The sequence below is a fragment of the Nostoc sp. ChiQUE02 genome (genome assembly GCF_034531305.2).
Taxonomy (GTDB): Bacteria; Cyanobacteriota; Cyanobacteriia; order Cyanobacteriales; family Nostocaceae; genus Nostoc.
Genome location: NZ_JAVRBN020000026.1, coordinates 22413 through 35194 on the forward strand (window position 1 = coordinate 22413; position 12782 = coordinate 35194).

The following is a 12782-nucleotide window of genomic DNA, read 5'->3' on the forward strand; positions in this document are numbered from 1 at the left end:
AGGGGAGCAGGGAGCAGGGGGAAAAGGGGAAAACTCTCCCCCTTGCCCCCCGCACCCTGCCCCTCTGCCTCTTCCCAATGCCCCATATCCATATAAGGAGAAACTTATTATGGCTACAACTGCGGCTGATGTTCTCATTGATACTATTTATGACTGGGGTGTTGACACCATCTTTGGACTCCCTGGGGATGGAATAAACGGCATTATGGAAGCTTTGCGCCTGCGTCAAGATAAAATCCGTTTTATCCAGGTGCGGCATGAAGAAGCAGCAGCATTTATGGCTTGTGCCTATGCCAAATATACAGGCAAGTTGGGGGTTTGCCTTGCTACATCTGGGCCTGGTGGGTTGCATCTACTAAATGGTTTATATGATGCCAAACTTGATGGTCAACCAGTCCTAGCAATAACCGGACACCACTACCACGACCTGATCAACACCCACTCTCAACAGGATGTTGATCTGGATAAGGTTTTTATGGACGTGACGGTTTACAATGCCCGTGTCATGGGGCCTACTCACGTTGAGAGTCTGGCAGACTTGGCTTGCCGTGCGGCGTTGAGCTACCGGGGTGTGGCACACATCAACTTTCCTTTAGATTTTCAGCCCCAAAGTGCTGAAAGAAAGGGTTCGATGCGGAACGTCCCTCATCACACTTCTAATGTTTTTAGCCGTGGTGTGCGTTTACCGGCTGAGGACGATTTGCAACGTGCAGCAGAGATTCTCAATGCTGGTAAGAAAGTGGCAATTTTAGCAGGTCGGGGAGCGTTAAAGGCAACTGATGAACTAGAACAAGTTGCCCAAAAACTGGGCGCACCAATTGTCAAAGCATTATTGGGTAAAGCATCCGTTCCAGATGATAGCCCTTATACCACGGGGACAATTGGTTTAATTGGCACAAAACCATCCCAAGATGTGATTGAAAATTGCGACACTCTGCTGATGGTTGGAACTTCTTTCCCATACATGGAGTATCTACCGAAACCTGGTCAAGCAAGGGGTGTGCAAATTGACATTGACCCATTTCGGATTGGTTTACGCTACCCTGTTGAAGTCGGACTGGTGGGAGATAGTCGCCGCACTTTGCAAGAACTGCTGCCACTATTACAACCTAATGCCGATCGCAGTTTTCTTGAACAAGCGCAATCCAGCACAAAAGAGTGGTGGCAATTAATGGAACAGCGCGGTACTAGAAAAGATCAGCCGATGAAGCCGCAAGTAGTGGCTTGGGAGTTGGGTAAACGGCTATCTGATACGGCGATTCTCTCCGTTGATTCGGGTACAGTCACAGGTTGGTGGGCGCAGCAAATTCCAGCCAAACGCGGACAAATGCACTCGGTGTCGGGAACACTGGCGTCGATGGCCTGTGCATTACCTTATGCGATCGCTGCTCAAATAGCCTACCCCGATCGCCAGTGTGTTGCCTTTGTCGGAGATGGCGGTTTCTCAATGCTGATGGCAGAGTTTGTCACCTGCGTGAAATATCGCTTGCCCATCAAAATAGTGATTATCAAAAATGGCACATTAGGGCAAATCAAGTGGGAACAAATGGTGTTTCTAGGCAACCCAGAGTATGGCTGTGAATTGGAATCAATCAACTTTGCAGCCTTTGCCCAAGCTTGTGGTGGTGTGGGAATGACGATTGAAGATCCGGCTGAATGCGGTGAAATTTTGGATCGGGCACTTGCTACACCAGGGCCAGTAATTGTAGAGGCGATCGTTGACCCCTTGGAACCACCTTTACCTCCGAAAATCACCCTAGAACAAGCGACCAAATTTGCCGAATCACTTGCCAAAGGCGAACCTAACCGCGAGAAGATTGCTCTGACAATCCTCTCAGACAAGGTGCGACAGCTGATCTAAGTACAAATCTTGAACTTAATTCAGAGGTGTATTATGCCCGATCTATCAAATTTCCGAGTGGCTGTCATCGCTACTGATGGCTTTGAAGAATCAGAACTGACTGAACCTATACGTCCTTTAAAAGAAGCTGGTGCAACTGTAGAAATTTTGTCAGCCAAGCTAGGACAAATACAGGCGTTTCGTCATTTTGACAAAAGCATTACAGTCAACGTTGACCGGGTGCTTACCGATGCACAACCCGAAGAATTTGATGCTGTGTTGTTACCAGGGGGCGCTCTCAATGCTGATACCTTGAGAATGGGGCCTAAAGTCCAGTCATTCCTGCAAAAAATTCAAGAACAAGGTAAGCCGATTGCTGCTATTTGCCATGCTCCCTGGGAATTGATTTCAGCTGGCTTAGTGCGAGGACGGACGCTAACCAGTTACTACACCATTCAAGATGATATTCGCAACGCAGGCGGTAACTGGGTAGATAAAGAAGTGGTTGTTGATAGAAATTGGGTAACAAGTCGACAACCCGATGACATCCCAGCGTTTAATCGGGAAATGCTTAATTTGTTTTCGCAGTTCAAGCTTTCTGTTGCTAGCGCTCGTTGAAGAAGAGGCAAGGGAGCAGGGAGCAGAGGAGATGGAAAATAATTAATCGGTGACTTTGGCTTGTCTGGACAAGCCAAAGCAAAAATTGAAAATTGTTGTCAAAGCGTGAGATTGAACATCACTCGATTAAGTAAGGAAACTAAATTTATGCCTTACCAACAGATTACAGACTTACCTGATTCAGTCAAAGAGCATTTACCCAAGCACGCCCAAGAAATTTTTCGGGCTGCATTTAACAATGCTCAAGAAGAATATGGGGAAGAAGAGCGTGCCTTTCGTGTTGCTTGGAGCGCTGTGAAACGTGATTACGAAAAAGGTAACGATGGGCAATGGTACAAAAAGCCAGAATAGCTCATTTTTCAAATTGCGATCGGATTGGATTGAGCAGTTTTATGGCTGCACAAAAAAACTTTATTAACTAAGGAGAATATTTAGTTATGAACAAACACAAAATAGTGATGATGGCTACGCTTATAGCCATTGGAATGTTTACCGCTATCTCTGGACAAAATATAACCATAGCTCAGTCAAATCAAACTCCAACTCCATCAACTCAAAACACTCTCAGCGATTCAGATAGGCAATTTGTTACTGAAGCTGCTGAGGGCGGTTTGGCAGAAGTAGAGCTTGGGCAGTTGGCATCACAAAAGGCAGTGAAAAATGAAGTGAAAAAGTTTGGACAGCAGATGGTTCAAGAGCATACTCAAGCAAACAATGAACTCAAACAATTAGCTGCCCAAAAGGGTGTCACTCTTCCAACACAGCTCAACGAGGAGCATAGCAAAGTGAAAGCTGATTTATCGAAGTTATCTGGCGCAGCTTTTGACCAAGCATACATGAACCAGATGGTTAAGGATCATGTTAAGACTGTATCCTTATTCCAGGGTGAGGCAGAACAAGGACAGGATCGGGACTTGAAAGCTTGGGCAACTAAAACTTTGCCGACTCTGCAAGAACATTCACAAACCGCCCACTCTCTCACAGGTCAATCTACTGGAAATACCAAGTGATCAAATAATGCGATCGCCCAATTTTACCTCACCACTACAGGGATAGAGCAATTGTAGAAGAAGCAATTGTTACAAATATCAGTTTTAATCGCTCTCGGATTTGTATGTAGACGCCTGTAAGGTGTCTACATATTGTTTACTTCTTCTTTGATCTTTTTTGCGAGGTCTTATGAATTACCTTGTTGCAGTTTTACCAGATCGAACAAAAGCTGAAGCCGCCTACTCTGCTCTCGAAAAAGCAGGCTTGCAAATTTCACAAGTCAATATTTTGGGCAATGGTTATCTTAGTGCTGATGAATTTGGACTCATTGATCCCAACCAGCAAGCCCACAAACAAACAACTCGGCTTTTATGGTGGCTTATACCTTTTGGCTTCATAGCAGGTTATGCCTTCAACTATCTCACAGGAATTGAAATATTTCCCCAGGCTACTCGATTTGGTAATGAGTTTATAGCTGGTTTATTAGGAGCCGTAGCCGGTGCCTTAGGCGCTGGTTTAATTGGTCGAGGAGTGGGCTTAACAGCTAGCAGTGGCGATGCTTTACCCTATCGTAATCGTTTGAATGCTGGCAAATACCTCATTGTAGTTACCGGAAATGAGGATTTCACACGCGAAGCTACGCGCGTACTGCGTCCATTTGAACCAGAAAATATTCAAGGCTATACAGACTATTCCCAAAAACGCAAACTTGTGGGGAAAGAGATGGGAAAAGAAATCTAAATGGCAGGCTTTGCTGAATCAAAAATGAGTCATGCGACGATCGCCTCAAAAAAAGCGATCGCTCCATCTATTTTCACTTAAAAAGGCTACAGTATCTATATTGTAGCCTTTTAAGGTATTTTTTTATTTGGAACTCCCTTGCAGTTATGATGACTAATAAGGAATCGCTTTTGCTTTATTGCTGGCAAAAATTCTTACTTCCCATGTTGAGACGTGCTGCTGTGCAAGTACTGGTAATGATTTGTCTCACAGCAGGGGTATTGGGCATCTTGGGAAGCACTGCTCCGATGAGTCATGCTGAAGCTATTTTTCCTACTTTTGTTGCAGGAAATGCCCAACTGGCTACCACTAGCCGCATCCACAATCAACAGCCACCATTAAAATCAACAGCCCTAAATGCCACTGTATATCACAGTCCCGACTGTAACTGTTGTGGCGGGTGGATTGATCACTTAAAGGCACAGGGATTTAAAATCACAGACTTTTCTACACCTGACATCGAAACAGTCAAACAAAAGTACAACGTGCCGGATAACTTGTCATCTTGTCACACAGCAATTGTTAATGGATATGTCATCGAAGGACATGTCCCAGCAGATGACATCAAACGTTTGCTTCAAGAACAGCCAAATGTTGCTGGTTTATCTGTACCTCAAATGCCTGTAGGCACTCCTGGGATGGAGATGGGGAATCGAAAAGACCCCTTTTCTGTGTTGTCCTTTGATCGCAAAAACTCAGTTGCAGTATTCAATAAGTATCCATCCTCTTGATGTGAAGAAGGCAGGAGGCAGGAGGCAGCTATGCTGAAGGTTGCAATGAGCGTGTAGGCTTCTCTATGATATAAAATCGTTATTTTCGTTACAAACATCAGAATTTTCGTTACAAAAAACCATTTTGGTTACTAAATTAATTATTTTTGTTACAAACATTATAAATTTTGTGAGAAAAAAACCATTTTGGTTAGTAAAATCGTTATTTTCGTTACAAACATTAGAATTTTCGTTACAAAATCACCATTTTGGTTACTCAAATCGTTATTTTCATTACTAACGCTGTGCTTTAAGCTGTGTTGAACCCAAATTTTAGTCAATAAACGCGCAAATCTTGGATTTCATTCCTCAACACAATCTGTAAAAAGAGTGTGATCTCTACAACGGACTGTGACGCTCGAACGCAAGAGCCTGTTGCAAACAAGATTTACTGAATGCTTCTTTACGAGACACTGCGCGTAGCTTGCTTCCCCGTAGAGGTACGCTATCAGTGACACAAAAACTTTATATAGCACTTCCTAAAATTCACTCTAACTTTACCAGAATGACACCCAGCCTCTTGACAATGCTTAGATATTCATAAGAGTATTTAAGTGATTTAACGGTTATTAAAGTAATTTTTGTTTACAAAGTCAGAACGGTTAACTAGCTGACACCAAAAGACCGCTATCAATACAATTTTTAATTGTAAGCTTGTAATTCGTGATTAAATTTTCTAATTACGAATTACGAATTACAAATTATTCAATTACCGCTATCGGTCAGATGTGGCAGCAGAGAGGCATCAAAGAGAGTAAGCGGGGAAATATTAATAGATGTGCAGCTCAATTTTAGAAGAGAGCAGGAGCGACGCCAAATAGCCCGTCGTAGACATCGCCCAATCTACAACACAGTAAGTGATTATCAATCTAACGGCAGTGCTGGGGAGGCTAGGAGAGCAAATTGTATCAGTATTGTGAAAAATCCTGACGAAGCGCTTGCTACTCAGCCTCTCAGCACAGCTTGGCGTAAATAAGCTACCCATTGGAAATTTTTAAAACTCTTGCGTAATCGGAATTACAAATTACGAATTACGCCTTGCGGTACTTGTACAGACGCGATTAATCGCGTTTCTAATACTGGAGAAATAATGGCAAATTCAGTTTTCAACCTTTCCAGCCTCAACGGCACTAACGGCTTTGCCATCAACGGCATCAATCCAGATGACCTTTCAGGCACCTCAGTCAGCAATGCAGGGGACATCAACAACGATGGCATTGACGACCTGATTATTGGGGCATTTGGTGCCTCCCCCAACGGCAACTATAGTGCTGGGCAAAGCTATGTAGTGTTTGGGGGGACGAATCTGGGCAGTGGCAGCACCCTCAACCCCTCTGATTTGAATGGCACTAATGGCTTTATAATTAACGGCATTGCAGGAGGTGACTATTCAGGCATCTCAGTCGGCAATGCAGGGGACATCAACAACGATGGCATTGACGACCTGATTATTGGGGCATTTGGTGCCTCCCCCAACGGCAACTATAGTGCTGGGCAAAGCTATGTAGTGTTTGGGGGAACGAATCTGGGCAGTGGCGGCACCCTCAACCTCTCTGATTTGAATGGCACTAATGGCTTTATAATTAACGGCATTGCAGAAAATGATCGCTCAGGCATCTCAGTCAGCAATGCAGGAGATATCAACGGCGACGGCATTGACGACCTGATTATTGGGGCATATCGTGCCGACCTCAACGGCGAACTTGATCCAGGGCAAAGCTATGTAGTGTTTGGGGGAACGAATCTGGGCAGTGGCAGCACCCTCAACCTCTCTGATTTGAATGGCACTAATGGCTTTATAATTAACGACATTGCAGAAGATGATCGCTCAGGCACCTCAGTCAGCAATGCAGGGGACATCAACAACGATGGCATTGACGACCTGATTATTGGGGCAATATATGCCGACATCTACGGCAACTTTTTTCTTGGGCAAAGCTATGTAGTGTTTGGGGAGACGAATCTGGGCAGTGGCGGCACCCTCAACCGCTCTGATTTGAATGGCACTAATGGCTTTTTCATTAACGGCAGAGAAGATAATCTTAATCCCGCAGGCACCTCAGTCACAGGCACCTCAGTCAGCAATGGGGGGGACATCAACAACGATGGCATTGACGACCTGATTATTGGGGCATATAGGGCTTCCTCCAACGGCAAATTTGAGACTGGGCAAAGCTATGTAGTGTTTGGGGGAACGAATCTGGGCAGTGGCGGCACCTTCAACCTCTCTGATTTGAATGGCACTAATGGCTTTATAATTAACGGCATTGCATCATCTGACCAATCAGGCACCTCAGTCAGCAATGGGGGGGACATCAACAACGATGGCATTGACGACCTGATTATTGGGGCACCTTTTGCCTCCCCCAATGGCAAATCTGATGCAGGGCAAAGCTATGTAGTGTTTGGGGAAACGAATCTGGGCAGTGGCGGCACCCTCAACCTCTCTGATTTGAATGGCACTAATGGCTTTTTAATTAATGGCATTGCATCATCTGACGAATCAGGCACCTCAGTCAGCAATGGGGGGGACATCAACGGTGATGGCATTGACGACCTGATTATTGGGGCACCTTATGCCTCCCCCAACGGCGGCTACTCAGGGCAGAGCTACGTGGTATTTGGGGGGAAGAACATCGGCAGTGGCAGCACGATTAACCTAACGGGAACTGCCTCAGCAGACACTCTCATCGGTACAATTGGCAACAACATCATCGACGGTAAAGCTGGTAACGATACCCTCACAGGCAACGGTGGTCAAGATAAATTTCTGATTCGCCAAGCTGATGGCAATGACATCATCACCGATTTTGGTGGTGTAGGGAAAGGCACAAACCCATCATTAGCAGTGATTACCAATGTTGATACACTGAAATTTACAGGTAATGGCTTAACTGCCAGAAATCTGCAATTAACTCAAAATGGCAACAATTTAGAAGTCACCTTTGAAAATGTGGCTAACACCAAAGTCACTCTGCAAAACTTCAAATTAGAAAACCTGGATAACCTGCCAGCAACTTCTTCAACACCTGCACTCGGCAATATCCTGTTTGATAAACAGACCAGCATCGCTGACAGTTTTGATGTCTTCGATGCCAATTCCACTCAAACTAGCCTGTTTAGCAAGAACACCGTGACATTCCTCAATGACCTCTCCAACAACATCACGGGTTTTGACAACTCAAATGATGTGGTTAATGGTCAGGGGGGTAACGATACGATTAACGGTAAGAGTGGCAACGACCTGCTACGGGGTGGCGTTGGTAATGATACTCTCATTGGCGGTGCTGGCAATGATATCCTTGTTGGTGGTGCGGGTGCTGACAGATTCCTTTACAATACCAATGCTCCCTTTGCCTTGACTGCTGTTGGTGTAGATGCCATTAGTGATTTCAAACACTCTCAAGGTGACAAGATAATCTTAGATAAGACTACCTTTAATGCGATCGCTTCTACTCCCGGAACAGGTTTTAGTAACAAGAGCGATTTTAAAATCACAACTTCTGCCGGGACTAGCACGGCGAAAATTGTGTATAACGCTGTGACTGGGCAATTGTTTTACAACCAAAATGGCATCGCGGCTGGTTTTGGCAGTGGTGGTTTATTTGCAACTCTAACTGGTGCGCCAATTCTCACGGCATCTGATTTTGTCTTGCAAGCATAGTTTACTCGAAACCCAATGTTCCAAGCTTGGAACATGAAACTTCAAGCTTGGAACACAGAACTGAATCCTTTACTAAGCTAATCGGCGGTATTTAAGTTGCATAATCTGGGCGGACAAGATGCAATTGGTGTCAACTTAAGTCAGAAAGCTTATTCTACAGTCATTTTACCCCACACGCCAACATCGCTTCTACTAAATCCTTAGTTAGTGCTGTTAGCGGTAGCAGAGTCTTTAACCCCGTTACCGCTAACAGCACTGGCAACTCAGCACGCTTCATTGTTTAGAATCCGCTTTGATCAACTGCGATAAATTACTTATCCATCTCCCAAACCAGAAGACTGATACTGTGCTGGCAACATTTTGAGAAAGAAGCTCAATGGCATGATTACAATCTTGCAGGCTTGCATCGAGTCCCATTGCGTGATAAATTTCACGAGCATTGCAAAAGGCATACATCGCTTCTGACTCTCGATTGATTTTTTCTAGCACCAAACCCAAATTAAACCAGGCGTTTGCTTCTCCATTTTGGTCATCGAGATCCTTTCTGATCTCTAATGAATTCTGATAAAACTCAAACGCCCTTTGGTAATGTCCCAAAGCCTTATAAGCACTACCCAACCCACTCAAGGCCATGGCTTCGCCATTGCGATTGCTGAGGAATTTTGCCAGCCCTAACCATTGCTGGTAAAACTCAATTGCCAGTTGGTAATCCCCTAATGATTCATAAGTATTGCCCAAACTTCCCAGGCAAATGCATTCCCCAGTCCAATCGCCTATTTTCTTCGCTATACTCAACCACTGCTGATAACATTCAATCGCTTGCTCGTACTTGCCCAGGTATTCATAAGTATTGCCCAAACTTCCCAAGCAAATGCCTTCCCCAGTGCGATCGCCTATTTTTCTGGTGATACTTAACCACTGGTGATAAAATTCAATTGCTCGCTGGTATTTACCCAGTGATTGGTAAGCGTTACCCAACCCAGATAAAGATTTGGCTTCGCTCAAGCGATCGCCTGTTTCTCTAGCTATATCCAACCACTGCTGATAAAACTCAATTGCCAGGTAGTACTCACCTCGTGACTGGTAAGCATTGCCCAAACTTCCTAAAGAAATGACTTCCCCATTGCGCTGGCTTTGCTCGTCGTCGGCATCACCTGTTTCTCTAGCTTTTTCTAAGCATTGCTCTTCAAACTCGATGGACTCAATGTTATTTAGGCTCCCGGATCTAATTACTTCTGTCATTCTCTATAGAAAACGAAATTTTTGCTTAATAAGCTGTTGATTATACAATTTTATATGGCTTTAGCACAGGATAAGTGCAACTTATAAGCACAACTTCTCTTAAAAATATTTCTTTTATACTCAGCGATCTCTGTGTATAAAATGCTTTTATTTATATTGGTAACAAGCCTATGAATATAGTATGCTGAGAAATTTAGCTTTCTCAAAAGATATAAGAAAAACCAAATCAATCAGCAGCAGCATAATCGGGCAATGCATTGAGTTCTAAATTAACAGCACTTAGATAATTTTGGTCGTTTAAAACTTGTGATGGTAATTTATCTGCATTAACAGCAGCTTTAACAACATCTTTCGCAATAATATTTCTGTTCAAAGTTTTAAATACTAGCTCTCCTCCGCTAGGAATACCATGTTGTTGCAAACCTCCCTGATAAGCAAAACTAACTAGATTGAAAGGTTGGAGGTAATTCACAGAAGTAGAGTTACTAGATAAATTGTTAGAGTTAATAACTACTGTTTCACTGTTGTTGGTAGTAGCTGTTTGAGCACCAGCAATGCCAGGTACAAGAGTAATAGAAGCAAAAATAAGTGCGGAATTTATTAAGTTAACAAGTTTCATAATTTATTCTTGGGTAAAGTGCGATTTGTTCTTTAGTAATAGATTCCTCTTTATTATTAATCTCAGCTTCCTTCGATCAGGTCACCTGATCGGTTGAGATATGACTCACCCAAAAGGGTGAACTAGTAAGCGATGCAAAAAGCAATGGAAAATCCCTTAAATCCATACACAGAACAGATTTATTGAAATTTTTAAGTACTTAACTGTGGCGAGTTAAACATTTATGCAATTTTTCAATCCGCCTTTTGATTTCCCCTAATAAAGCAGAAATTGCCGCGATCGCACAAATTCCGGCATTAGGCGATCGCAGCAATTATCGAGTCTTCCAAGATTAGCTAAATTAAGATTCCTCAAACAGGCGATCGCCTTTATGCAACCGATCGGCAATTTGATAGGTTTGCCCTTGCGATCGCATTGTGGGCGCGTGTGCCGCCAAATAACGAGCAGCAGCGACTAAAACATGCCTCCCAGCAGTAGTTTCACCCAGCAGGGAGTATTGCCGAAAGGCTGCTTCCATTTCCTGAATCACATGAAACTCCCGATTTTCGCGCAGCATCAACTTACCCAACATTGCCATCAGTCGCTCCACAGAGCCGCCATTGTATAAATAATCAGCAACCAATTTACCTGTCTGATTTACTTGTTGTTGGCGATTTAATAAATCTGGTAGTTGCTTGAGCAACTCTTCAGGATTTTGAGCGGGGTCTTTTGGTTCTGGAAGTCTTGCTGGTGGCACATTCAAAAAACGATTCAGATATACACTCATCGCAGCATCAAACACACCTCGTAGTAGTTGCAGTGAAGGCACTCGTCGTAATCCTTGATGCACTGCATTGGCAAAAGTGAACGGATGGTGTGCTGAATTCCAGTCCCCAAATTCGTTGTTAGTGTGGAAACGAGCTACCCGCAATGCTGCTGTGTAAGTAACTACACTTGCTAATTGTTCTTCAGTACAACCAGCTTCTAGAGCAGTTAAAAGAGAGTTGGCAATTTTCTCTGGGTCTTCCCCTAACAAAATCGGCACCAATTCCTCCTGACCTGACCAAGTTCCATGTCGAGGTTGTCCTGTTGCCAAAGCCTTATGTAACTGCTCAAAGGCAGACTCCAGAATTGCCACCAAATCCACAGGATAGCGCCAAGAATTGGACTCTTCCATGCGGGAAGCAGTTGCTAAACCAGAAACTAGACTCGCCAAAACTGACTCCGCCCCTTGCCAACCAACGGCATCCAGGGCTTCCAGTGCCTTGTTTATGAAGTCGAGTGTATGACCAGTGTCAAGGTAACGGTGATCTGTGGCAGATGTAAACAACATATCTGCAATTTGTTCAGAATTAGCTCCCGCCCGAATTGTAGATATCAGACATCTCTCTGCTGCTTCACTATCCCGCACTTCAATAAACTGGCAAAACCAGCTTTTGAGGGTTTTCAGGTCAACGGTGGAATTAGGTAATGGATGAACTACGAAGTGAGGCGGTGCTCCAGCGCTATCACTAGCGACTGCGGAAAGTCCTTGGAAAAGGGCGCGGGGTTTGTCTTCTGCATCCAGATAAGGGAGCAAATTCATCATGCAGGTATGGATGGTTAAGCCTGCACTCCAGCCTGCTTTGTTGTAACGAGTGCCAAATTCTAGTCCCATCTGAAATGGTTCGGTAATATCTGCCCCCATATCTAGTAATGCGATCGTTGATTTGGCAATAACTAACGAAATACTCTGTTCTAAGCCATCCTGAAGACGTTGGCTGTGATGGGCATGAAGGTCAACTGGAGGATCTAGATTTACCCAAACTTCCCCATCGCGGATTTCTACGCCAAAGGAGGGAACATCATCTGCCCAAGAGTCAAATGTGCCGCCACTAGCGAGGTCGAAGCGGGCATAGTGCCAAGGGCAAGTCACAATGCCATCTTTGCAAGTGCTTCCGTGGAGCGGAAAGCCCATGTGAGGACAACGGTTATCAATTGCATAGACTTTATTATCTGAGTAAAACAGAGCAATGGTGTGTTTTTCGCTGCGAACCAACAAACTACCTGCTGCCTGAACATCTGCAAATTTAGCAACACGGGTATATTTGTCTCTATCAGTTGGGGGTGCAAATTTTTGAGTCATTTCAGTTTTCCACAAAAGTGATGTCAAAACTCCTACTATCACTCTGGCGAACTTTTAACGGTTTGAGCAGCGATGCAATTCTAATTTTTGTGAACTGTACAGTGCGTAAGGCCGATGAATAAGTTAGGTACACGGCTCAACTCGATTGCAAACCA

The 12782-nt window shown here is 44.2% G+C and carries 11 protein-coding genes; 8 read left to right on the top strand and 3 right to left on the bottom strand.

The features are described 5' to 3' along the window. The first annotated feature begins 109 nt into the window (after nucleotides 1–109). The 8 genes from RM347_RS23645 (at nucleotide 110) to RM347_RS23680 (ending at nucleotide 8662) form a co-directional block, all read left to right on the top strand. Nucleotides 110–1861: a thiamine pyrophosphate-dependent enzyme gene (locus RM347_RS23645; protein WP_322716851.1), complete on the top strand. Its 1752-nt coding sequence runs from the start codon at nucleotides 110–112 to the stop codon at nucleotides 1859–1861. 33 nt (nucleotides 1862–1894) lie between these two features. After that, a complete protein-coding gene (locus RM347_RS23650; RefSeq protein ID WP_322716850.1) occupies nucleotides 1895–2458 on the top strand; it encodes a type 1 glutamine amidotransferase domain-containing protein in 564 nt (187 codons plus the stop codon). A gap of 147 nt (nucleotides 2459–2605) precedes the next feature. After that, nucleotides 2606–2809, top strand: a complete 204-nt coding sequence (locus RM347_RS23655) for a ChaB family protein (protein WP_322716849.1) — start codon at nucleotides 2606–2608, stop codon at nucleotides 2807–2809. An 86-nt stretch (nucleotides 2810–2895) separates the two neighbouring features. Continuing rightward, entirely contained in the window at nucleotides 2896–3468 is a 573-nt protein-coding gene (locus RM347_RS23660) for a DUF4142 domain-containing protein (protein ID WP_322716848.1), read from the top strand. A 169-nt stretch (nucleotides 3469–3637) separates the two neighbouring features. Next, on the top strand, nucleotides 3638–4189 hold the full coding sequence (locus tag RM347_RS23665; protein WP_322716847.1) for a hypothetical protein: 552 nt from the start codon (nucleotides 3638–3640) through the stop codon (nucleotides 4187–4189). Nucleotides 4190–4335: 146 nt separating this feature from the next. Beyond that, nucleotides 4336–4959, top strand: a complete 624-nt coding sequence (locus RM347_RS23670) for a DUF411 domain-containing protein (protein WP_416211873.1) — start codon at nucleotides 4336–4338, stop codon at nucleotides 4957–4959. An 817-nt stretch (nucleotides 4960–5776) separates the two neighbouring features. After that, nucleotides 5777–5974 carry a hypothetical protein gene (locus RM347_RS23675; protein ID WP_322716846.1) on the top strand — a complete coding sequence of 66 codons (198 nt, stop codon included), beginning with the start codon at nucleotides 5777–5779 and terminating at the stop codon, nucleotides 5972–5974. Between the two features lie 114 nt (nucleotides 5975–6088). Continuing rightward, nucleotides 6089–8662, top strand: coding sequence for a beta strand repeat-containing protein (locus RM347_RS23680; protein ID WP_322716845.1), 2574 nt, complete (start codon nucleotides 6089–6091; stop codon nucleotides 8660–8662). 273 nt (nucleotides 8663–8935) lie between these two features. On the opposite strand, the gene RM347_RS23685 is transcribed toward RM347_RS23680, so the two are convergent. The 3 genes from RM347_RS23685 to RM347_RS23695 all read right to left on the bottom strand — a co-directional run bounded on the left by RM347_RS23685 (nucleotide 8936) and on the right by RM347_RS23695 (nucleotide 12627). Further along, entirely contained in the window at nucleotides 8936–9904 is a 969-nt protein-coding gene (locus RM347_RS23685; protein WP_322716844.1) for a tetratricopeptide repeat protein, read from the bottom strand. Nucleotides 9905–10130: 226 nt separating this feature from the next. Beyond that, on the bottom strand, nucleotides 10131–10523 hold the full coding sequence (locus RM347_RS23690; RefSeq protein ID WP_322716843.1) for a hypothetical protein: 393 nt from the start codon (nucleotides 10521–10523) through the stop codon (nucleotides 10131–10133). A 340-nt stretch (nucleotides 10524–10863) separates the two neighbouring features. After that, nucleotides 10864–12627 (bottom strand): Rieske (2Fe-2S) protein, encoded by a 1764-nt coding sequence (locus tag RM347_RS23695; RefSeq protein ID WP_322716842.1) that lies wholly within the window; start codon nucleotides 12625–12627, stop codon nucleotides 10864–10866. Between the last annotated feature and the right edge of the window lie 155 nt (nucleotides 12628–12782).